The organism is Akkermansia sp. AE01SA01, assembly GCF_036417395.1.
Classification (GTDB): domain Bacteria; phylum Verrucomicrobiota; class Verrucomicrobiia; order Verrucomicrobiales; family Akkermansiaceae; genus Akkermansia.
In genome coordinates, this window is the sequence record NZ_CP143890.1 from 1,510,946 (window position 1) to 1,534,705 (window position 23,760).

The 23,760-nt window shown below is 51.8% G+C and carries 15 protein-coding genes and 1 pseudogene; 11 read left to right on the forward strand and 5 right to left on the reverse strand.

Going from position 1 to position 23,760, the window contains the following annotated elements; translation table 11 throughout:
- The first annotated feature begins 97 nt into the window (after window positions 1-97).
- The 4 genes from pyrC to ruvC all read left to right on the forward strand — a co-directional run bounded on the left by pyrC (window position 98) and on the right by ruvC (window position 3,623).
- On the forward strand, window positions 98-1,123 hold the full coding sequence (pyrC, locus tag V3C19_RS06100; RefSeq protein ID WP_130082697.1) for a dihydroorotase: 1,026 nt from the start codon (window positions 98-100) through the stop codon (window positions 1,121-1,123).
- A 63-nt stretch (window positions 1,124-1,186) separates the two neighbouring features.
- A complete protein-coding gene (locus tag V3C19_RS06105; protein WP_130082698.1) occupies window positions 1,187-1,816 on the forward strand; it encodes an MBL fold metallo-hydrolase in 630 nt (209 codons plus the stop codon).
- Window positions 1,817-1,880: 64 nt separating this feature from the next.
- Window positions 1,881-3,083: a DEAD/DEAH box helicase gene (locus V3C19_RS06110; RefSeq protein WP_130082699.1), complete on the forward strand. Its 1,203-nt coding sequence runs from the start codon at window positions 1,881-1,883 to the stop codon at window positions 3,081-3,083.
- A gap of 36 nt (window positions 3,084-3,119) precedes the next feature.
- A complete protein-coding gene (gene ruvC / locus V3C19_RS06115) occupies window positions 3,120-3,623 on the forward strand; it encodes a crossover junction endodeoxyribonuclease RuvC (protein ID WP_067571880.1) in 504 nt (167 codons plus the stop codon).
- Between the two features lie 124 nt (window positions 3,624-3,747).
- Here the strand turns inward: ruvC and V3C19_RS06120 are convergent, their stop codons facing one another.
- Complete coding sequence (locus V3C19_RS06120) at window positions 3,748-4,269, reverse strand: hypothetical protein (protein WP_295933382.1); 522 nt, start codon at window positions 4,267-4,269, stop codon at window positions 3,748-3,750.
- Between the two features lie 910 nt (window positions 4,270-5,179).
- Here V3C19_RS06120 and V3C19_RS06125 point away from each other — a divergent pair.
- The 5 genes from V3C19_RS06125 to V3C19_RS06145 all read left to right on the forward strand — a co-directional run bounded on the left by V3C19_RS06125 (window position 5,180) and on the right by V3C19_RS06145 (window position 12,637).
- Window positions 5,180-5,815, forward strand: a complete 636-nt coding sequence (locus V3C19_RS06125; protein ID WP_330937184.1) for a hypothetical protein — start codon at window positions 5,180-5,182, stop codon at window positions 5,813-5,815.
- Window positions 5,812-10,941: an RHS repeat-associated core domain-containing protein gene (locus V3C19_RS06130; protein WP_330937185.1), complete on the forward strand. Its 5,130-nt coding sequence runs from the start codon at window positions 5,812-5,814 to the stop codon at window positions 10,939-10,941. Before V3C19_RS06125 ends, V3C19_RS06130 begins: the two co-directional genes overlap by 4 nt.
- Before the next feature lie 48 nt (window positions 10,942-10,989).
- Window positions 10,990-11,718 (forward strand): hypothetical protein, encoded by a 729-nt coding sequence (locus V3C19_RS06135; RefSeq protein ID WP_330937186.1) that lies wholly within the window; start codon window positions 10,990-10,992, stop codon window positions 11,716-11,718.
- 82 nt (window positions 11,719-11,800) lie between these two features.
- Window positions 11,801-11,980 carry a hypothetical protein gene (locus V3C19_RS06140; RefSeq protein ID WP_330937187.1) on the forward strand — a complete coding sequence of 60 codons (180 nt, stop codon included), beginning with the start codon at window positions 11,801-11,803 and terminating at the stop codon, window positions 11,978-11,980.
- Window positions 11,981-12,145: 165 nt separating this feature from the next.
- Window positions 12,146-12,637, forward strand: coding sequence for a hypothetical protein (locus V3C19_RS06145; protein WP_330937188.1), 492 nt, complete (start codon window positions 12,146-12,148; stop codon window positions 12,635-12,637).
- A 1,470-nt stretch (window positions 12,638-14,107) separates the two neighbouring features.
- Here the strand turns inward: V3C19_RS06145 and V3C19_RS06150 are convergent.
- A pseudogene (locus V3C19_RS06150) lies at window positions 14,108-14,781 on the reverse strand (IS1595 family transposase).
- A gap of 1,699 nt (window positions 14,782-16,480) precedes the next feature.
- On the opposite strand from V3C19_RS06150, the gene V3C19_RS06155 reads away from it, so the two are divergent.
- Window positions 16,481-17,629 carry an acyltransferase gene (locus tag V3C19_RS06155; protein ID WP_295932885.1) on the forward strand — a complete coding sequence of 383 codons (1,149 nt, stop codon included), beginning with the start codon at window positions 16,481-16,483 and terminating at the stop codon, window positions 17,627-17,629.
- A gap of 796 nt (window positions 17,630-18,425) precedes the next feature.
- On the opposite strand, the gene V3C19_RS06160 is transcribed toward V3C19_RS06155, so the two are convergent.
- On the reverse strand, window positions 18,426-20,414 hold the full coding sequence (locus tag V3C19_RS06160; RefSeq protein ID WP_295932882.1) for an alkyl sulfatase dimerization domain-containing protein: 1,989 nt from the start codon (window positions 20,412-20,414) through the stop codon (window positions 18,426-18,428).
- A 341-nt stretch (window positions 20,415-20,755) separates the two neighbouring features.
- Between V3C19_RS06160 and V3C19_RS06165 the strand changes: the two genes are divergently transcribed.
- A complete protein-coding gene (locus tag V3C19_RS06165; RefSeq protein ID WP_295932879.1) occupies window positions 20,756-21,232 on the forward strand; it encodes an NUDIX domain-containing protein in 477 nt (158 codons plus the stop codon).
- On the opposite strand, the gene meaB is transcribed toward V3C19_RS06165, so the two are convergent.
- Both meaB and V3C19_RS06175 read right to left on the reverse strand, forming a co-directional pair.
- Window positions 21,207-22,226, reverse strand: a complete 1,020-nt coding sequence (meaB, locus tag V3C19_RS06170; protein WP_067571891.1) for a methylmalonyl Co-A mutase-associated GTPase MeaB — start codon at window positions 22,224-22,226, stop codon at window positions 21,207-21,209. The genes V3C19_RS06165 and meaB overlap by 26 nt on opposite strands.
- A gap of 20 nt (window positions 22,227-22,246) precedes the next feature.
- The gene (locus V3C19_RS06175) at window positions 22,247-23,725 is read right to left on the reverse strand and encodes a beta-N-acetylhexosaminidase (protein ID WP_302389040.1); all 1,479 of its coding nucleotides are present in this window, start codon (window positions 23,723-23,725) and stop codon (window positions 22,247-22,249) included.
- Window positions 23,726-23,760 lie beyond the last annotated feature (35 nt).

Consider the following 23,760-nt stretch of genomic DNA (forward strand, 5'->3'; position numbering starts at 1 on the left):
CGGACCGTTCCCGCGTTTTCCTTCGGCAATGCCGCTTCCTTTCCGAGGGCGGGGGACCATGCTTGATTTCGGGAGTTGCTTCCGGCATGATGCCCGCATGATTCTGGAATTGCACTCTCCGCTGGACATGCATCTTCATTTGAGGGACGGCGACATGCTGAAACTGGTCGCCCCCCTGAGTTCCGCCTCCTTCGCCGGGGCGGTCGTCATGCCCAACCTGGTTCCCCCCGTAGCGGATGCGGAGGAGGTGCAGGCCTACCGCGGCCGCATTATGGACGCCTGCGGCGGCGATGTATTCAAGCCCTATATGACGGCGTTTTTCCGCTCTTACACGGAAAGGGAGCTGGAGCGGCTCAAGGACCTGGTTTTCGGGATCAAGCTTTATCCGGCGGGGGCTACCACGAATAGCGAAGGCGGTGTGAAGGCCATGAAGGACGCAGAAGCCACCATGTCCATGATGCAGGAAATGGGCATTCCCCTGCTGGTGCACGGTGAAACCCATGGATTCGTAATGGACCGGGAAACGGAATTCCTGGGTATTTACAGGAAGCTTGCGGAACAATATCCCCGGCTGACCATCTGCATGGAGCATATCACCACGGCTGCCGCCGTCCGGCTTCTGGACGAATTTGAAAATCTGGCGGCCACCGTCACCCTGCAGCATCTTCTCATCACGCTGGACGACGTGGCGGGCGGCATGCTGCGCCCCCACCTGTTTTGCAAACCCATCGCGAAAAGGCCGGAAGACCGGGAAGCGCTGCTGAAAGCCGCCCTGTCCGGACATCCCCGCCTCATGTTCGGCAGTGACTCGGCGCCTCATCCCGTCCATGCCAAGGAAGCCTGCGGCTGCGCCGCCGGCGTGTTTACCGCTCCCATCGCCCTGCCGCGCCTGGCTGCCCTGTTTGAAGAACACAATGCGCTGAACCGCCTGCAGGGATTTGTTTCCGGCCATGCGTGCGCATTGTACGGACTCACGCCGCCCTCCAAAACGGTGCGCCTGGAAAGGCGGGAAATGCTGGTGCCGGACGCTTATGAAGGATACGGGCAGAAAGTAGTGCCCATGGAAGCCGGGCACGTCATCCCGTGGAGCCTGATGCAGGGCGGCTTTATAAAAATGACATAAAGCGGGTTGCATGCCCTGTCTTTGTACTGGATATCCCCGCCGATTCCATTACAATCCCTCCCCATGGATCGGATTCGTGTTTATACGGGCGGAGTAGCTTCCTGTAATGGTTATCTTTTCAAGACAAAGGATAACACTTATGTGGCGGTGGACGCTCCCTCCGGATTCGCGGACTGGATTTACTCCAAAAAACCCGACATCATCATCACGGACCTGCTGATCACCCATCAGCACTTTGACCATGTGGAGGATGCCTGCCGGATGCGCCAGATTTTCGACTGCCGCATTCATGCCGGCCAGCCGTACAATGAGAACCTGACACTTGAAAAAATGGCCCGCGACGCGTGGGGGCTCCCCCTCAACGTCCAGCCCTTCGTGGTGGATGAGGTGCTCACGTCCGACATCCATACGGCCAACTGGGGCGGTTTGCTCTGGCACCTGCACCAGGTGCCCGGCCATTCTCCGGACAGCATCGTGTACGATCTTCCGGACGAGGGGATTATGTTCACCGGGGATGTCATCTTTGCCGGTTCCATCGGCAGGACGGACCTTCCCGGCGGCAATCTGCGCCTGCTGAAGAAAGGCATAGAAACAAAAGTGCTCAACCAGCCGGCCACCACCATGATCTTCCCGGGCCACGGACCATACACCACCGTGAAAAACGAATTGCTGACCAATCCGTTTATTTCCTGACCCCGCCTGCCTCGCCGTCCGGCGCCGCGTTGGGGGTCTTGCGTTTATCAAACATACAAAATCAATGTTATTTTCAGAATTAGGCCTATCGGAACCCGTCTTGAAGGCGGTGGAAAAATGCGGTTATGAACATCCCACCCCCATTCAGGAGCAGGCCATCCCCATCATCCTGGAGGGCAGGGACCTGATCGGAGCGTCCCAGACGGGAACGGGCAAGACCGCGGCCTTCGCCCTGCCGCTGCTGACCAAGATACAGCCGATGGGCAAGCCCCAGATACTGGTGCTGGAACCCACCCGCGAACTGGCGGACCAGGTGGCGGAAGCCTTTGCCGAATACGGCGAATTCACCGGGCTGAAAGTGGCCCTGCTGTACGGCGGCCTGGGCTACGGCAAGCAGACGGAAGAGCTGAAAAAGGGCGCGGATATCGTCGTCGCCACGCCTGGACGCCTGGTGGACCACTTCTACCGCGGCACGATGCGCTTCGGAGAAATCAAGGCTCTGGTGCTGGATGAAGTGGACCGCATGCTGGACATGGGCTTTCTGCCCATCGTCCGTAAAATCGTCAACCTGTGCCCGTGGGAGGGCAGGCAGACCCTCTTCTTCTCCGCCACGATGCCTCCGGTTATCGCCGGATTTGCCAAATGGTGCCTCACAGACCCCGCGGAAGTCACCATCGCCCGCCGGGAAGTGGCCGCCACCATCAACCACGCCATCTATCCGGTGGCTCTGGACCAGCGCGACGAACTGCTGCTGGCCCTGCTCAAGGGAACGGACTTCCACTCCGTCATGATCTTCACCCGCACCCGCAAGGAGGCGGACGCCGTATGCGGCATGCTCAAGCAGCACGGCTATCGCGGCGAAGTGGCCGTCATGCACTCCGACATTCCTCAGAAGGAACGCATGGAGGCGCTCAAGGGATTCAAGGCCGGCAAATACGACATTCTGGTGGCTACGGACGTGGCCGCGCGCGGCATTGACATCAGCGGCGTCACCCACGTCATCAACTACCGCGTTCCGGAAAACGCGGAAGACTACGTGCACCGCATCGGCCGTACGGGCCGTGCCGAAGCCACGGGAGACGCCTTCACGATCATGACGGCGGATGAAGTGGACTTTGCCGCCGCCGTGGAAAACTTCATCGGCAAACCCATTGCCCGCAAAAAGCTGGAAGGCTTCAACTACACTTACTCCGCCCTTCTGGAAGACGAGCCCGTGCGCTCCGTCCGCAAGCCCAAGCACGCGGCTCCCAAGCGCCGCAGGCGCTAGGAATCACAAGGAACGGCGGGGAAGAACCCCTGTCCCATGCGTATTCTTGCCATAGACCCAGCCATCCGCAATACGGGATACGCCGTGGTGGAAGGCGACCACCGACGGGCGCATGCCCTGGACTACGGCACGCTGTCCATTCCCCGGACCGTGTCCCAGTCCGGCTGCCTGCTGGCCATCAAGCAGCATCTGGGCAACCTCATTGACAAATGGGAGCCGGATGAAATGGCGGTGGAACGCATCATCTACGTCCAGTCCCACCAGACCGCCATCACGATGGGAGCGGCCAAGGCGGCCGTGGTCATTGCCGCGGCGGAAGCCGGACTGCGCATCATGGAATACTCCCCCAAAAGCGTCAAACTCTCCGTCGTGGGGCGGGGCGGGGCGCAAAAGGCGCAAGTCGCCTTCATGGTGCGCGCCCTGCTGGAACTCCGGGAAACGCCGGAATCCGATGCCGCGGATGCCCTGGCCATCGGCCTCACCCACCTCTTTGCCGCGGACCCCTTGAAGGCCCACATGATAGAGCGGAAATATATTTGAGGTCGAGGTCTCAAATACGGAAGACAAAAGATCAAAGACCAAAAAGCGAGTGCCCGGACATTCCGTCCCTGGACCTCAACAACTTTAGTCTTTAATCTTTAGTATTCAGTCTTTCTTTCCACCTTTACGGCTTGAAAGTCCTTCCCTTTCCGTCCTGCCACGCTTTCAGGAGAGAGGCATACATCTTGTTGAGCTGTTCCAGCGTAGCCACGCGGAACTCGACCGTATTCGTATTCGGATACGCCTTGACGACGGTCGTATCCGGATTGATGCCGCCTCCGGTCGCCCGGTTGACGGCGCCGGAACCGAGTTCCTTCGCCCGTTCGGTCACATTCTTGATGGCGTTGATTCCCGCCCCCTGTCCCAGCGTTTCCAGATAATAAAACTTGGTGGGCGTATTCCCCATGGTGATGAGGGTCACCTCATGCACCATGCAGGCATTATCTAGGATATACCTGTGCTGGGCTACGGCTACAATACGGCTGAGATGCACCACATACTGCCCCTCCAGAAAATTGCCGATCCAGAACTGGCTCTGGTTGTAATCGTCCGTGGACTGAGTAGGAGCCCCCGTCCTGGACTGGGCTGAAAGAGGAGTAGCGGCACAAATGCAAAGCGCCAGAGCAGAAAAGAAAAACCGTTTCATATGCCGTTATTTAATATTAGCCAAGTAGCTGAGGGAAGGAAAATTTGCCGGAATGCCCATTCGCGGGGCTGTTGGCCGCCTGCCTGGAGGTGGAGCGCGTCAATTGAAGATATAGTCCACATCGATGCTCTGAAGCTGCTTAAGGGAGTGTGTTTTGATGTTTCGCATGGTCACATTCCGGATGCTTGTCCGCTCCGGTAAGCACCTGGAAAAAGTTTTCTTCGGTTCCCAGGAAGGTTTCAATCTGCTTGATTTTGCCGGCATTCATCATTCACATGGGCTATGTGCATATCTCATAATGTTGCATGCTGACTAGTTCAGTTCCACACATTTGCAGCGGCCGGGAACATGGCTGAGCACTCCCATACAGTCCATCACGACGCCATAGGGTTCGGCGATCCGTCCCACCACCACAGGAATTCTGTACGGTGCTCCAGCAAGGCAACCATTTCCCGATGGCGCGGAATACAGGGAAGGACCACTCACGCGGTATCCCTCCAAAGGATAGCTTTTCAACCATGTTTCGTGCTGGTGTAGGAGCACAGGAAATTCTTTCTGTCGATAGAAGTGGACAAATCTCCCAGAATGCGCGCCGAAATACGAGCATGGCGGAATGGTACGGGGTCTACGGAAACGGGAAACCTTTCTCATCTGAATTTCATAGAAATTTAACTGACATAAACAAGAAATCATTCCCTGCGTATCTTTTTTAACAAATAGATAATATTTGTGTCAATAGTACGGAGGTATTGATTATAAAAATAATATACTTATTTTTTTTGATGGAAAATATTCGTTATATTTCTCAATCAAACAAAAAAATCTGTTGACATTAAATATAGATCATGCTCCTATAAAGATGATCATCCTCATCTCATTTCGTTCATCAATCCCAACACCTTAATACCTTATGAACACTCCAGCTGCTACTCCTGGCAGCAAGTCTTCTTCCATTCCTGCTTATCGCAAATGGTACTTCGGCTCTACGGCCAAACCCATGCTGCGGGGCATGCGCACCGCTTCGGAGCCCGATCCGCTGCCGTTTGAACCAATCCACGAAAAAGACAACCACAAAGTAGGTCCTCCCAGCACCTCGGCGGACGGGTACAGCACCTACGGCACCTTCACCATCCCGGAAGGAGCGGACGGCAAAAAGCTCTACGGCACCTGTTCTCTCTTCCTGGGGGTGGACGACTGGGGCAGCCTGGAGGTGAAGGACTCCAATGGCAAGGTGGTGGCGCAGGTGGACCTGAAGGAAAACTCGCAGGAGGCGGGAGACCAGGGCGGCCACAAATACCACACGGGCACCGGCGGGGCGCAGCGCCTTCCGGCGCTTACAGCTGGGAAGTCAACCAGACCAACATCGACTACAAGCCTGAAAAAGACAACGTCTCCATCTGCAACTACAGCATCGACGTGGTTCCGACGGAGCCGGGCGGCAAGGAGGAACCTGAGAAGTGCCCGTGCGAGGGAGACACGTGTGATAACAGCGGCGGAACGCCGCCCTCCCCGTCGCTGGCCCGGTCGGGCTCTGCGGCGGGTGTGAAAAGCAGCACACTGGGGAACTACTCCTCGGCAGGGTGCAGCGTGACGGCGGAAAGCACGGCTACGCTGATGTACTGGTCGTGCAACTTTGGGGCATTCAGGGGGCTGGGAAATCTTCCTGCGGGGCGGTTGGAACTGAGGGCTGAGGAAAACATCTCCGGCCTGGAAAACCCGGTGTCTCTGGCCTACAACCATCCCTTGAACAGCCGTCTGGACGTGCCCGAAGGGGGCATTGTGCCCGGAGTGCGGTTCAATCTGGTGCAGGGAGACCGGGTGATTGCGATGCGCTGCTACACGGACGGGTCCGTGCTGCCCATCGGGGTGGACACGTCGGGCGGAGGGCGCGCGGCTCTGGCCACGGTGGAGGGGCAATCCTGCCTGCAATGGACCGTCATGGATGGCAGCGCCTACCTCTTCTCGGCGGAAACAGGAACGCTCCTCACCTACACCACGGCCGACAGGCAGGTCATCTCCAATGTCGCCACTTATCTGGACGTCAGGCATGCCCAGGACGGCTCCCTCAGGCAAATCTGGAACCTGTGGGACGGCCTGCTCAACGTGGAAAACGTCACGGCCGCGGGCTACCTCATCGCGCTCTACACGCCGGGGCAAATCACCGGAACGGACGAACAGGGATTTTATAGCGTTACAGGCGTTCCCTTCAAAACGTTTGCCCTCTCCCTTTCCACGGACGGCCAATTCACCATCACGGAGCAGACGCCGGCCAGGCAGCCCTATGCCGTCACCTGGTGGAAAAACGGCCTGGCGTGGAACATGCGGAGGGGGACGGGAGAAGAGGCGATTACAACCACCCGCACGCGCACGGAGGTGGAACCGGAAGACTCGGTCTGGCAGCTGGTGACGGAAATCTCCAAAGGGGGCATCATGGCGGCGCGCACCTGCTCCATCTATCAAACGACGGACGTAGGCGACCTGCTGCTCACCCGGGTGGAAGGCTACCAAAGTCCGGAGGCGCAAACCACGCAATACGCCTACGACCAGTGCGGACGGCTCAAGACGGAAACGGCTCCCGACGGCAGCCAAATTCATTACGCGTATGACCTCTACGGCCGCCTGCTTACCCGCGACGAACCGTGGGCGGAAAGCGGCAGGCGCATCACGCGCTACACCTATGCCTATTCGGGAGAAGCCGACTTCAACGACGAACCCGCCACGGAAACGGTAGAGCTGCTTCCGCTGGAAGGGCACATCAAAACGCTGGCGTCCACCGCCTGGAAATACACGACGGCCAACCACGTCAAGAGGACGGAAAAGCGGGTCACGGGGCTGGGAGTGACGGGCACGCGCCTGACGGCCACGGAACAATGGCTGGCCGGCGCCGCCAACATCCATGCCCGCGGACGCATGCGGATGACCCGGGACCTCAACGGCGTGCAAACCTGGCACGACTACGCGGCCACGACGGAACACGGCGCCCTCTACACGGAAACGGTTGAAACGCGCCTCAACGGGGAAACCGTGCCGGGACAGAGCACGCGCACCATTGCCTGGATCACGGCGGAAGGGCAGCGCGTCAGGGAGGAAAGCCACGTTCTGCTCAGCAGCGGGGAATGGGCCATCACAGACAGCGCCTCTTACGAATTTGACACGCAGAACCGGTGGGTGAAAAGGACGGCGGGCAACGGCCGGGTGACGCAGCGCGAATTGATGTGCGACGGGCGCCTGCTGTGGGGTATTGATGAAGACGGCGTCAGAACGGACTATGCCTACGACACGGCAAGACAATTGATGGAAACAACCCGCTCCGGCGTGACGGACGGGGAAACCGTCGTCACGCCGGAAACCATCACCACCTACGCGCGGGATGCGGCGGGACGCATCCTCTCCACGCGCCGGGATACGGGGGCCATGACGACCGAGGAAAGCACGGAGTACGACTTGCTGGGAAGAACCGTATCCATGGCGGACATTCTGGGCCGGACCACCATCTACGCCTACAGCCGGGACGGCTTGACGACCACGCGTACCATCCCCTCGGGAGCCACATTCATCACGCGCAGCGCCCCGGACGGAACGGCCCTGGAGGAATCCGGCACGGGGCAGCGGCATCTGGCTTACTCCATTGACTTGGCCAATGACGGTGTGCGGACCTTCACGAAAGCCGTGTCCGGTGAAACGGAAACCGAACTGCAGCGCAGCATCGTCAATGGAATCGGGGAAACCCTGCGCACGGGCGTCCCCAACACCGTCGGCGGGTTCATGTACACGAGAAACACCTACAACGCCAAGGGACAGCTCACCAAAACACAGACGGATGCGGAAACCGCGGCCACAACGATGGCCCCGACCCTGTGGGAATACGACGCCTTCGGCAACAAGGTCAAGGAAACCTGGAAGCTTGCCGATCCGGCCACCGTGTCCAACTCGCGCATCACCGCGTGGAGCTACGGCGTGGAACAAGCCGAAGACGGGGTGTACCGTGTCGTCACGGCGACCAGGAACAACGGCCAGGGCGGCACCTATGACGAGACGCAGAAGACGCTTCTTTCCGTCCTCTCGTCCACGCTGGAAGGCAAAGTCATTTCCATCGACCCCAGGGGAAATATATCCACGCAGTGGAGCGAATACGGAACAGGCGCCCTGCGGACGCAAAAAAGCAGCATTCCCACTTCCAATGTCACGGCCACCGCTACAGTCATCGACGGGTTCACCACGTCGCAGACGGACCACGCGGGCATCACTACCAGCCAAACCCGCACCTATGCGGAAACCGGCGTCATCTACGCCAGCACCGACGGCCGGGGCAACACGACCACAACGCGTACCGATCTTGCGGGGCGCACCGTCTCGGTGACGGATGCGGCGGGCAACACGACTTCTACCGCCTACGATCCCTTCTTTGACCAGCCTTCCGTGGTCACCAACGCCCTCGGGAATGCAGCCCGTTACAAGTACGACCTCCGGGGCCGAAAGACTGCCGAATGGGGCACGGCCATCCAGCCCCTGCTCTTTGCCTACGACGAAGCCGACAGAATGGTCAGCCTCACCACCTTCCGGGAGGATGCCGGCGACATCACCACCGATCCCACGGGACGCACGGACGGGGATGTCACCGCCTGGAATTACGATGACGCCACGGGATTGCTGGTGCGCAAAACCTACGCGGACGGCACCCATGAAGACACCGCCTACAACGCCCTGAACCTCAAATCGACCCTCACGGACGCGCGGGGGATCGTCACCACCTGGGGCTACAACCTGAAAAAGGGGGTCAACACCTCCGTCTCCTACAGCGACTCCACGCCCGGCATCCAGTACGCCTACAACTACCTCAACCAGCTGATGCGGGTGACGGACGCTTCCGGTACGCGCACCATCTCCTACAACCAATACAGCGAACCGGACACCGATAGCATCACCATCGGGGGAAGCGCTTATCAGCTTCAGGAAAACTACGACGCCTATGGCCGCTCCTCCGGCTACGCCTTAAAGCAGGGAACCACCGTTCTTCAGGAAGTCAGCCAGGGGTATGAAGCCAACGGGCGGCTTGCCAGTGCCGGAATCATGCACGGAGGAGAAGAACAGACATTCGCCTACAGCTATCTGGCAGGAAGCAGCCTGCTCTTCAGCCTGGCGATGCCCAACGGCATCGTCAGGGAACTTGCCTATGAAGAACACCGCGACCTGGCAACAGCCATCAACTACCATCTGGGAGAAACCGTGCCGGTCTCGCGCACCCAGAGCTACGACGCATTGGGACGCCCGGTCACCCGCACCCGGCAGCGGGGAACCGAAGCTGCCCGCAATGACAGCTTCAGCTACAACGGCAGAAACGAACTCACCGCAGCTACCCTGGGCACCGCCCCCTACGGTTACAGCTACGACAACATCGGCAACCGCAAGACGGCGCAGGAACTGGCCGAGGAACTCGCCTACACAGCCAACGAACTCAACCAGTACACCAGCATCGCCAACTCCACTCCCAACTCTCCACTCTCAACTCTGGAAGCCCCCTTCGTGCCGCACTACGACGCCTCGGGCAACCAGACGCTGATCAAAACATCAACGGGTATCTGGACGGCCGCTTACAACGCGGCCAACCGTGCGGTGGGCTTCACCAGCCAGGACGGCGCTACGGTGGTTGAATGCGGGTACGACTACCAGGGCCGCCGCTACATGAAGAAAGTAACCGTCAACGGAACGGTCACCAGCCATGAACGCTACCTGTACCGCGGCTACCTGCAGATAGCTGCGCTGGACATGCTCAACAGCCGGAACGTGCTCCGGACACTGTTGTGGGATCCTTTGGAACCAGTAGCCACGCGCCCCCTGGCCCTGGTGCGAGACAATGCCCTGTACTGCTATGGCATTGACTTCAACAAGAACGTCACGGAAGTCTTCGACGCGCAGGGAACGATCGCGGCGGCTTACGATTACTCACCCTATGGGACCGTAACCGGTACGGGTAGCCTCGTCCAGCCGGTGCAGTGGAGCAGCGAGATGAACGATGCAGAACTTTCCTTGGTCTATTACAATTACCGCTATTACAATCCGGTTGATGGCAGGTGGATCAATCGTGATCCCATCGCCGAAGAAGGGGGATGGAATTTGTACGGGTTTGTCGGAAATACATGCATAAATAGATATGATTATTTAGGAAATAATGATGATTTTTTACAAGAAAAAATAGAAGAAACAAATATTTATAAATTAGAATATGAGGGAGAAGTTGCGTTGGAAGATGGAGGGTTAAATCCAGCTTCTCGAACTATTAAAGAAGAAGCTGAAAAAATTATTGGTAAACGTTTTCCTAAACTTAAACCTATTCTTGATGTTATTAGAATAGGAATATTTGAACAAGGAAAATTAATTACTTCTGCTCCAGATATATTTGGATTGCAAATAACGGTATTTTCAGAATTTGAATGTGAATGCAAGGACGGTATTATATTTAATCTATTTTGTTCTGATGAAGAATGGGAATGGGAAAAATATATACTCCCAAAAGATTTTGGTATTAGGCCTCCATTAGGAACTAAATATTTTAATCACGCCGCTCCCTTCCCTTCAGGAGAAAAAATTGTAGCCAAGGCAAAAGAGAAATATCTGAATATGGTTAATGATGGGAAAAATAAATGTAACAACTTCTGTAAGGATAACAAATAAATATAGTGCTTCGTAAAATAATATTTTTAGTTTTTATAATCAGATATTATGAAAAATATTTCAAAAATAAAATTATTGATGATATTAACGCTTAATATTTTAGTAGGAATAATTTTTGGAATAATAATTTCTTATACTTTTCTTAATTCGCCTCAAGATCCTTCTTCTATTACTTCTCAACAAGAAACAGGTCCTGATAATTTGAATGATTTGGAATCAAGGGTCGAATATTTGGAACATGAGGCAGATCGCTGGATGTTCTATGCTCATATATACTATTCTTGTTTATCAGATCCCCAAAGTTCTTTGGCGGAAAGGGAGAAAAAGGATTTTTACCAAAGATACATAGCAAAAGTAGCGTCAACAATTTCATTCATTTACGCAGATCAAAAAAATCTTGATCAAGAAGATAATTTGGTTCTTAAATTTCTTTTTTCTCAAGTAGCATTTCTTCTTGAAACCGGTAAAGTTACAGAGCAGGATTTTCGGGATCCGCTCGGTATAGAATGGATTTTCAGTAAATATCCAAAAGACAGCGCAGAAAAAACTAGGCCTGAGTTAACTATGGAGTATGCACCGGCTATTCTTGCAGACGGTGCATCATACCAAAAGTTTTCAGAATGGTTTTACAAGAAGGTAGTGTATTATAAAAAAAACAGGAAGAAGATGGAATCTGAACATTTTCCATATGATACAATATTGCCGGAGCAATTGTATAAAAGGTGGTGGAAAAAGTATGGAAAAAAACATGGAGCCCCTCAAAACCCTTATATATAAGGATCGACTGAAAACGGAACGATCAAAACAAATAGATAACAGATTGTTATCAACGGAAGGTGTATCGCTTGTATGGTTAGATATGATTGATGCCAGATCTAATAATTCAGATCCACGATGGCTGCAATTTTTAGAATGGATGGCTGGACATATTTCTGATCCTGTAGGAGCTTTCCCAATTGAAGTATGGGGAAATTTTCCTTTTGGAGAAATTCAGAATATTCTTGAAAGGAATGATATCGACTGGCAGCATGCTCCCTAACGATTTATATTAGTTTTTTATAATTTGTTCCGTTTATTCTTTGTGCTGATAAAAAAATCGATTGAAGTTTATAATTTCCATGAAGGATCATTTCATTTTTAAAACGGGGAAGTCGAAAATCTCTTTCATTCCGTCAAAAAAAGAATACTTTGTTATGGGATTGCGTTGATAGCTCTTACATTTTTTTCTATAGGTTTTTCTATCAATATAGTAGGAAATATTCGCCGATTTAATTTTCTGGATCAGCCTCCACCTTCTTGGGAAAAAGTCATTGGAAAAAATTTGAAGCTTCCGACATACGCAGAACGGTTGACTCCCGTTTTTCTTCGTGGCTACGATACTAATGTAGGGGCTATTTACGTTTTTATATGCGGTGAACAATATCTGAATTTTCTACTATCCTGTACTAATTTGCAAAATAAACCTGTTCCAAATGTTCGCCTGACCCGTTGGAATGAGTTAAAAGATATTCTTTTTGAACTTTGCCCGGATGAAAAAATGGAGGAAATTAAATTGAAGCATCCATCATGGTTAGCGTTGATGGACGCGGGGAAGGACAAACCATACTATACATTTAGTATTGATTATATACCAACGGATGATTCAATCAAAGCCGTCAAACCGTTTTCCTCCGTGATAAAATCAGAATTCTTATGAGAAAGTGCTAAAAGATGGACGATATAACGGAAAAGCTCGTATATCATATCGACGTCTTCCCGAAGATAATGTATATTTTGTCATCCTTCTTATGGGACCGTATACATGGATATGATTACCTGTAATTACTCCCGTACGGGCAGGTTGTTCCTCATTCAGCCCTTATAGTGATCCAGCGAGACGGATTGTTACTAAAGTTGGTGAATTGCAAAATAAGATCAATGCCCGAGTTCAAAAACGAAGAGCAACACATGAGAGAGCAAAGAAGCCTGAAGTCGACAATCAACTTCAGGCATCCGGCAAGCCGGGGAATCGTCCAGAGCTAAGGGGTTCAAACTAAAAAATGAGAACACCGACTCGTGAAAACAGATAGCACACTCCATCCACCCAGGTACAGCCAATTATCGTTAAGCCAGAGGGAAGAAATATCCCTGTTGAAGGAACAGGGGATGGGCCAAAGACAGATAGCCTCCCTACTCAACAGATCGCCCAGTACGATCAGCAAGGGAGCTCAAACGCACATATTTGGCTCATTCTACCGGGCATGGTCAGCCCACAGACTCTCAACGCAAAGGGAAAGCAAACCTCATTCCAAGGCAAGGCTCAAAATACTGCGGCTTTGTTGCTGCGTCGAATCGAGGCTCAAACAGAGATGGAGCCCGCAAATCATATCAGGAAGGCTCTGTATGAAACGAGGCAACTCCGTGATCAGCCATGAAGCCATCTACCAATGGATTTACGCAGAAAGACCCGACTTGAGATTGACTGGCTTGCCCGAGGAGGAAGGAAAAGGAAAAAACGAAGCTCTTGCCGTAACAAAAGCCCCCAAATACAGGGGAGAATCCCCATTTGCAATAGAGATCAAGAGGCAAGCGACAGAGCGGATTTTGGCCATTTAGAGGTTGACACTATTGTATCCAGAGAATCTCCGTACTGCATCTGCGCCAGCATTGACAGCAAAACACGCTTCCTGCGCCTCTCCAAAATGAAACGTTGTGGGGCTGACGAAATGAGTCGGGTTCTCATCAAATCATGGTCTCCATTACAAGATTCCAACCTACTCAAAACAATCACTTACGACAATGGCAAGGAAAACACAAAACATCGGCAAACTAAGGAAATACTGGCAACCCGCTCCTTTTTGGCAAGACCTTACAAGAGTTGCGACAAGGGCAGTATTGAACAATGTATTAGGCTTGTCAGAAGATTTCTTCCCAAGAAAATCGACTTTGCCTTGATCTCACAGAACAAATTGAACACCATTTGCCACATCTTTAATTCCAGACCGAGAAAATGCCTCGGCTTTAGATCACCTCTCGAAGCTCTTGCCGTTCACTTCCGTGTTGCACTTACTCATTGAATGTAGTATCTTTAATTTTAGAGGCACACAGTTATGTTAAGATTACAGCTACTTTGAAAATTCCGTTTGTTATAGATCAAACTGAAGAAATTTCTAACAAATCTTTTGGTTCAAGAGTACTTTAGCGGAGTTTTCCGAAGGTTCGTTAAAATGAGTTGGTAGAGATTTTCATGTCGATGATTAAATCTGTATTCAGATTCTTTGAGATGAAGAGAAAATAAAGATACTCTGAGCCCTCTAAACTTGCTCATCCTTGTCTTTGACACGCCCCAAAAACCTTCAATACCATTCACATGGATTTGATTCCGAGCCCATTCGTTTTTGCCATGATCAATACTTTCATGCTTGAGGTATCCATATCGAGCAAGAGGCAAATAACTACGGAATCCATCGGTATAGATTGTCGAGTTCAAGGGAATCTTCTTCCGTATAATCTCAATTAGTGTCTGACTTTTTACGTTGGGCGCGATCTTCCCGTGTATCTTTCATAGATGCCAAAAACAATGATTTTACCGGCTGCTCCCCGACCTCTTTTACCTCTAATGCGCCTGGCTCCAAAATAGCTCTCATCACATTCAAAGACTCCTTGCGAGAAAATGGCTTGCTCTTCACATAGCTCGGCAAGTCTTACTCTGATGGCATGAAGTATTTTATTGATTGTTTTGCGACTGATGCCTGTGAAAACTGATATTTTTGAGGCCTCAATATCAAGAGAAAACAAACGAATAAGTTCTCTAAACTTCTTCTCTGAAATATGGGAACGAAAAATATATCTATTGCGCACTCATAGAGAATAAATTACATCTCCATGCATGACGCTAAAGTACTCTTGAGCCAATCTTTTAATAAAAATATGGTCTAAATAATGAATGCAATATTAAGATCAGTTAATAATATTTTTCTTGCATTTTTAGAAATTAATCATCCGCGTTATGAAGTATCCTGAATCTCCTTTAACTGGATATGAATATTTTGAATTGGCATGTGGATGTATTTTTGTAATCTTATTTTTAAGAAGCCTTGTTTGGAGCAAAAAATACTCTTATTTCTCATTTTATAATCTTCCCATTTCAATTGTCAAAAGTACAATTTATTTATTTCTGATTTCAGGAATATTTGGATTATTATCAACACTTTATCATGGTATAAATATAGTATGGAATAACTTTTCTAATGGAGTTTTGATATCATATATAACATTGATTTTTGCTTATCTTATTATAGTTTACGAGTGTTTTAGAATAAGAAAAATTTTAAAGGAAATTTAAAAAGAAAAATCTGATTTCAAATTGAAATAATTATAAACTGAAGATATGAATAGCCATATTAAAAATAACGAAATTATGTAGAATAATCTTGTAACGTCGTTTTTCTTCGCTGCCAACGGTAGTTGAATGACAGCTACAGAAGAAGGAGGCTGTTTATCAATGATTTGAAATGAATGAACCAGAGAGATTGGCCGGAGCAAAATGAAAGTATATAATAGAGTGTGAATGGGGGAGAGTGCATTTGACCTGACGGGGTTACCGTGCTCTGGATGACAGGAAATAGAGTATGTAGGTCCCATAAAAAAGAATGGAACCTTGGTTACCAATATGCGCCATGGAGGGATCGGATGCGCTCGGTTTCTGAATTATCTGAATAAATGAAATGATGGCGCCAACATCCATGTTGGTCAGGCGGCCGGAACATTACTGGTGATGCCGCCATTACTTTGATTGGAGACAAATACGAATTTAAATAGGTCAATGTACAGAGCGGTCTTCTGAAAATTGCTCCAAGCATTGTTCCTGGAACAGCTGGTTCCAAGCTGGTCGTAGAATCTTTAGATGCTTCCAGTGGCATAGTTATTACTTCCCAACAATAGGGGAACAGTCAACAATGATGTTACCATTAATTCGGGCGCATCTCTGAACCACAGGAATATCATTCATGGAAATGTGCTCGTTAATGGTTCATCCATTTTGAGCAATAACGGAACGGTGAAGGGGAAAGTAACGATTGCTGAAAAACGATTCAGTCAATGGCAGCGGTACTTTCTCTTCTACAATCCTTCATTCCAATGCTCGTTTCTATGTAGGCAACAGTCAGGGATTCCTGTAACATAATGACTTGACTTTGGGCAATGCTCAAGGATTGGTTTTTATCTGGATGGAATCACAGTTGCGCCATTGGACAATCACGGTTCAGATACACATTCCAATCTTTCCGTGACCAGTTGTCCCTAATCGACTCATTCTATTTTGAATGCTTTCAGAATTTCTCGCAAGAATTTATCAATGAGCTGAGAAAGAATCTGAAAAGTTCAGCGTACATATGGTAACAGGAAAAAGTAAATGACATGTTTTTAATGTTTTTTCAAATATTTTCAAAAAAGTCAATTAAGTGAGTGACTGTTATCCAAATATTACGCACCATTGCAACAGGTACCATTCATAAACACCTCCCTTTAAGAAGGAAAAATATCGTTCCGGAACTTATTTATGCTAGAAACACAACTCTCTACAGCTACCCTTCCCAATACAAAACCGCATTATCATATTCTCGACGGGCTGCGTGGGGTAGCCGCCATCATGGTGGTATGGTTTCATATTTTTGAGGCTTACGCGACCAGCCATTTGGATCAGAATATCAACCATGGTTATCTGGCGGTCGATTTTTTCTTTATCCTGTCCGGGTTCGTGATCGGGTATGCTTATGACGACCGCTGGGGGAAGATGGGGATTAAGGAGTTCATCAAGCGCCGGGTGATACGCCTGCATCCGATGGTGGTGATGGGGGCCGTCATCGGGGGGATCATGTTTTATTTTCAAGGCTGCTCCGTGTGGGATGTGTCTACGGTGACTGTTCTGGCTCTGTTTATCGCCACGTTCATCAACGCATTGTTGATTCCGGCCACGCCGGGAACGGAAGTCCGGGGGCTGGGAGAGATGTATCCCTTGAATGGTCCCAGCTGGTCCCTGTTTTTCGAGTATATCGGAAACATTCTTTATGCCTTGTTCATCCACAAGTTTTCTACCAAGGCTCTTGCCTTGCTGGTTTTTGCCGCCGGCTGCGGCCTGGCCGCATTTGCCATCCTGGGGCCGTACGGTGATATTTGTGCCGGATTTTCCCTGACCGGGACGGAGTTTACCGCTGGATTCCTGCGGCTGATGTTTTCCTTTTCCGCAGGGTTGCTCCTTTTCCGCATATTCAAACCTGCCCGGGTGAAGGGGGCTTTTTGGATATGCAGCCTGTCCATCGTCGTTCTTCTGGCCGTGCCGCGCCTGGGCGGGGCAGAGAATTTATGGATAAACGGTTTGTATGATACGGTCTGCTTCGCCCTGTTTTTCCCGCTTCTCGTCTATCTTGGGGCTTCCGGCAAGACGACCGACAAGTACACGGCTCGGATCTGCAATTTCCTGGGAGACATTTCCTATCCCCTGTACATGGTGCATTATCCGTTCATTTACCTGTATTATGCCTGGGTCAAGAATGAAGAGCTTACCTTTTGGGAGTCGTTTCCCGGTGCGCTGGGTGTGGTCGTCGGGAGCATTGTATTAGCTTATGTCTGCTTGAGATGGTATGATATACCCGTGAGGAAGTACCTGATCGGCCGATTTTTAAAGCCCAAGAACAGTGTGAAGGGGTAGGGAGGCTTTCTTCATCAGCATCGGAAAAGGAATCTGGCACATTGTTTCATCTCCTGCGGTGCAGGGGGCATGGATTGTCCTTTGGACGGTCTGCCGATTTCCGATTGCCTGGTTGCGAATGCTGCCGCCTGTTGAGGAACCGACTGGCGGAAAAGGGAGAAGAAGGCGGTTGTTTCATTTTTGTCCCGGGATGTAAGGTTGAAATATGATCAATTCAAGAAGTGGGCATGATTTTTTCTACCGCTGCTTTCATCCGTCTTTCCCCTTCCTTGTTTCTTCCACAGTCCATTTCCCGTGTTCCATTGGTTGCATGCACTGTTCATGTTCAACTTCTGCACTCTCTCAATTTGTCAGAATCCTCCGTTGCTGTGTTACAAGGCGGAAGTTTGTTGAGGCCGATTTTTTTCTCCAAGAGATGAGGCATCATCGGCAATCCTTTTTCTACCGTTCTTTTTCTTGCTTCAAATTCCCACGGCGTTTTTCTGTCAGTTCTTGTATCCGGAACAATTTTTGACGGGCTGGATTTTTCCCATTTGAAGGCATGAATTTATGGAGGGCCGGAGATCCTTTTCACGTTTTATGTCCTGTAACAGCACATTTATTGCAGGTACATGTCTGGAAATGCCGGGGCTGTGCTAGGACGGCGGACATGGAAAGGCTGGGAGGATTTGTGTAATCATGACAAGCTGATACCAAGACGCGGAAGAGCTTGTTTTACCCTGTGTTGGAACATACGCAAAAAACCGCTTTTCCCAGATACCGGGAAAAGCGGTTTCATTAAAAAGACCATGGAAGATCAGGGTTCTATGATGTGGAAGTTCCCATTGAATTTGTCCATGTATCCGATCAGTTCCTTGAATTTATCCGGATTGCCTTCGATCTTGATCGTGCCTTTGTTCAGAGCTTCCTTCAGGGGCATCGCCTGCATGGCAACCAGGGCGAAATTGAGCTGGTCTCCGGTAATGACTGCATCCGGATGCTGGACCGGTTTTCCTTCTCGGTACATCAATACTTCGTCCTCAACCCAGAAGCCGTGCGGTTTTCCATTTTGATCTATCCAGTTGAAGGACAGCTTCTTTCCTTTGGATTTATCACTGTTCAAACTGATTCCCATGTAGTCGAACAACATTTCCGGAGTCAGGTTGGACAGAATGTCCGTGGATACCAGGTTCAGGGGGTTTTTAAGCAGTCCATTTCTCAGTTCGTAGGCGCCCACGAGAAATTCATTGCGCCACGGGCCGGATTCCGCCTGGTAGCCGAGCTGTTCCAGAGCGTCCGCCGCCAGATTTCTTGCCTTGGTGTTTTGCGGATCAGCAAAAACCACGTGCTTTAAAACCTCGGCTGTCCAGCGGTAATCTCCTTGGTCAAAGGCCTTTTGGGCATTGTCGATCATCTTGTCGGGTCCGCCTGCCAGTTCAACATAGCGCTTGGCCGCTTCCACAGGAGGGAGGGGATACAGGTTGGCCGGATTACCGTCATACCAGCCCATATACCGTTGATAAATGGCCTTGGCGTTGTGATTCAGCGTGCCGTAATAGCCCCTGAAGTACCATTGCTTGTCTATTTCCGCAGGAAGCTTGATCATTTCCGCAATTTCTACAGGCGTATATCCCTTGTTGATCAGGTTTAACGTCCGGTCATGCATGTACTTGTAACCGTTGCGCTCCTTGGCCAGTAATTGGTTGATGCTTTCTTTTCCCCATCTGGGCCAGTGGTGTTGCGCAAACAGAACGTCCGTTTTGTCGCCATAGCGCTGAATGGCTTCATCAAGAGCCTTCCACCAATTGCTTGCGTCCCGTACCTTGGCTCCCCTCAGAGTGTAAAGGTTGTGCATGGTATGCGTCGCATCTTCCGCACTGCAAAGTGCCTTGAATTGAGGGAAATACATCAGCATTTCGGAAGGAGCTTCCGTTCCGGGAGCCATCATGAATTCCATCTCCACTCCGTCGATCGTTCGCGTTTCTCCTGTTTTGGTTATGGTATCAGTAGGTGGAATAACCGTAATGGTTCCGCTGGAACTGGCGGTTCCCAGGCCGGAGCCTACGGTCCCCTCCGGACCTTTGTGAAAAGGCGCCGCATACATGTACGTGGAGCGCCTTCCCATGGCGTTGCCTGCGTAGACATTTTCGGAGACGGCTTCTTTCATGAATCCTTCCGGCGCCAGTACCTGCGTTTTGCCGGACTTGACGTCCTGTTCGGATATTACTCCTTTCACTCCTCCAAAGTGGTCGACATGGGAGTGCGTATAAACCACTGCCTTGACCGGGCGTTTCCCTGTTTTCGGTTGCTCCACTTCCTGATAGTAAAGCTCAAGGCCCGCTTTTGCCGTTTCTGCTGAAATGAGGGGGTCAATGATGATGAGGCCTTCCTTTCCTTCGATGATAGTCATGTTGGAAAGATCAAAGCCGCGAATCTGGTAGATGCCGTCCATAACCTTGAACAGACCGCTTTTGGCATTAAGCTGTGAGACGCGCCATAAACTCGGGTTCACAGTATCGGGGGCCGGCTTGTTCTTGGTAAAATCAAAGGAAGAAACGTCAAAGACCGTGCGTCCCTCCTTGTTTTTAATGTTTGGATTTTTAAGTGTTGCTATAAATCCCTTTTCGGAGGCCTGAAAGTCTTGTCGATCATTTTCATCCAGCCCATGAGCGCCGAGAAAGTTCTTGTTGTATTCAATAGTGTGGCTCGTCGCCTTTTTGGACTGCTCCGCACCGCTGGCGTCTATGCTTGCCAGTGAGGATATTGCCAGCAGCAGGGCAGAAAAATAACTTATTCTAGTTTTCATGATCAGATTTTATTAATTAGACGTGAAGTGTAAAAATAGTCTGTGTGCCGATTTTTACTTGTAGAAAAATAGACTTGCCGTTAAAAAACAGTGTTCGAAGGATGGCAGTATGTTAATATCTGACTGCCAGAGTTTTTTGGATGGTTTGCAGGAAATTCCATTATCAAGAAAGGCGTTGTTGTTTTTTATGCCTCTTATTTCCCTGATGCATTGTGATTTACATCCGGAGCCGTTCGGAAGAAAGATAAAGTGTCTGTATTCGAGTTATTTTTATATGTTTGCAACAAGCTTGTGAGAGACATGACTGGAAATGACCGGAAATTTGTGCTAGTTAGAAAGACATGGAAAGATTGTATCGTCCCAATGTGGCGGGGTTGATGATCCGGGAGGACGGAAAGCTGTTGATTTGTGAGCGTTCCAGGGACCCCAGGGCCTGGCAGTTTCCCCAGGGGGGAATTGATCCGGGTGAGACGGCCCTGGAGGCCGTGCACCGGGAGATTTGCGAGGAGGTCGGTTTTCTGCCTTCCCAGTATTCCATTGAAGAGTCCCGCGGCGGATATCGCTATGATTATCCGCCGGAGGTGCTCGATTACGTCCGGAAGAAGAGGGACCAGCCTTTCGTGGGGCAGGAACAGGAGTATTTCCTGTGCCGCCTGCACGCGGACGCTCCGGAACCCACGCTGGATTACCGGGAGTTTTGCGCCTTCAGATGGATAGCCCCGGAGGAGTTCAGGCTGGAATGGCTGCCAGATTTCAAGAAGGAGGTGTACGCCAGGGTTCTGGCGGATTTCTTCAATGTCCGGGCAGAGGATAGGTGAAGTGGCTCAGCAGGTCATGGGCGGCGGAGACGGGGTCCATTTTGTCCGCCGCCACCATGTTTTCCAGAATGGGCATGCGTTCCGCCACGGCAGGGTGCTGCTCAAAGGAGGTGAGGAGCGCCTCGTGCACCAGTGCCTGCACCCATGAGAGGGACTGGTTCCGCCTGCGGTTGTACCAGAAGCCGGATTCCTTCATGCTGTCCCGGAAGCGGAAGAGCGTTTCTTCAATGGTGTCCAGCCCGCGCCCTTCCAGGGAGGAGCAGGTGAGGACGGAGGGCGTCCAGCCGGGAGTGGGGCTTTGCAGGTAGTGGAGCACCATTTTCAGTTCCTGGCAGTGGGCGGCGGCGCGCTGGCGGTTGTCGCCGTCGTCTTTCGTGACCACGAGGATGTCCGCCAGTTCCATGATGCCGCGCTTGATGCCCTGAAGGTCGTCCCCGGCCCCCGTGATGAGCAGGAGCATGAAGATGTCCACCATGGAGCGCACCGTGGTTTCCGACTGGCCCACGCCGACGGTTTCAATGAGGATGACGTCGAAGCCCGCGGCTTCGCACGCGATCATGGTTTCACGCGTTTTCCGGGCCACGCCGCCCAGGGAGCCTCCGGACGGGGAAGGGCGGATGAAAGCGTTTTCCTCCCCGGAGAGCTCTTCCATACGGGTTTTGTCCCCCATGATGGAACCTCTGGAGACGGAGGAGGAGGGGTCGATGGCGAGGACGGCCACTTTGAAGCCTTTTCTACACAGGTAGGTGCCGAAGGCCTCGATGAAGGAGGATTTGCCCGCTCCCGGAACGCCCGTGATGCCGATCCGGACGGCATTGCCGGAGTGGGGAAGGAGCTTGGAGATAAGTTCCCGGGAGGCTTCCTGGTCCCTGGCGGCGTTGCTTTCTATCAGGGTGATGGCCCTGCCCAGGAGGGCTCTGTTTCCGGAGATGACCCCCTGGACGAGTTCTTCCACGGAGGGGCGGTGGGGGCGTACTATTTTGATGCTGCTCATGAGAAAGGGATACGGAGTGTTTATTTGAAAGGAAGCTCGTTTTCCTTCGTTCGTTCCAGATCGTAGTTGAAGCGTTTGAGGACGAAGGCGCGGTGATCCGCCACCTTGCGCCGGAAGTTGTCCCAGGAGCGGACGTCCATCGGGGACCAGCCCGCTTCCGCGATGGCCATGGCCCGCGGGTAGGTGCGGTAAAGGAGATGGTTCAGAGTGGGGAGATGCTCCGCCCACATGGTGGCCTGCACGCCGATGATATGGTCCGTTGCCTTTTCCGGCCTGCCATAGGCGGGGTCCAGCTTGTAGCTTCGTTCCAGCGTGGTGGTGGGCATCCATCCGCGGTTGTCCTGGCCGGGGATTTGCGGGTAGTCCAGATAGCAGTGTTCCCCGGCGGCGATGATGAGGGGAAGCCCCTGTTTTTTGGTTTCCGTGATGGTGGAGGGAGTCAGCCCCATGCGCCAGGTGAAGACGGTGTCCCCCTTGCGGTAGATTCCGGCTTCCGCCCACGGCTTTTCATACCAGAGCTGGGGACGCCTGCCGCGCGCGGCAAGCATGGAGGCCATTTTCCCTTCAAATTCCTTTAGTTCCTCGTGGACGTCCTTCATGCCCTTTTTCTGGCGGTATTTGACGCTGAGGGGACATTTTTGCCAGGTTTTTTCAAGAGGGGCCTCGTCCCCGCCCAGATGGACGATTTTTGACGGAAAGATGTCCTTGAGCACATCAAAAACGGCCGCGTAGAATTTCCATACTTCCGGCTTTTGCGGACAGACCAGGTACAAGCCCACTCCGCCGGTCGTGCTGACTTTCGTGTTGTGGTCCGGGAAGCAGAAGAATTCAGGGTAGGCGGCGGCCAGGGCCTGGTTATGGCCCGGCATATCTATTTCCGGAATCACCTCAATGCCGCGTTCCGCGCAGTAGGCCACCAGCTCTTTCAGTTCCTCCCGGGTGTACATGCCTTCGTGAGGGATGCCGTTGCCGAAGCTTTCAGCCCTCTTGGAGGCCACGCTTTTCAGCCTGGGGTAGCCGGGAACGGGCAGCCGCCAGCCCTGGTCGTCCGTCAGATGGAGCTGGAGCTTGTTGAATTTGTAGTAGGCCATCAGGTCCGCGAATTTTTTCAGGTCCGCCAGCGGGATGAAATGGCGCGCCGGGTCCACCATCAGCCCGCGCCAGGGGTAGCGGGGCTTGTCCTTGATGACGCCGCAGGGGATGCCCTCCGGCTGTGCGGCAAGCTGGTCCTGGAGCTGGCGGAGGGTGGCCTGTCCGTACAGCCTGCCTTCACGTCCGCCGGAAGCCAGGTGCGCGCCCTGAGGAGTGACGGACAGCCGGTAGGCGTCCTTGCCCAGGGAAGCTTCGGCCTTGTCGGAAAGAAGCTTGAGCGTCCTGGTGGTCTGCGGTTTCAGTTCCGTGCGCTCCGGCTCCGGAATAATGCTGTATTTGTTCGCGGCTTGAGCCATGGCTGCGGAGGAGAGAAGAGTACAGGCCAGAATACGAAGGAAGTTGAACATGAGGAGAAGTGTTTTCCGGAATTATTTTATCATGA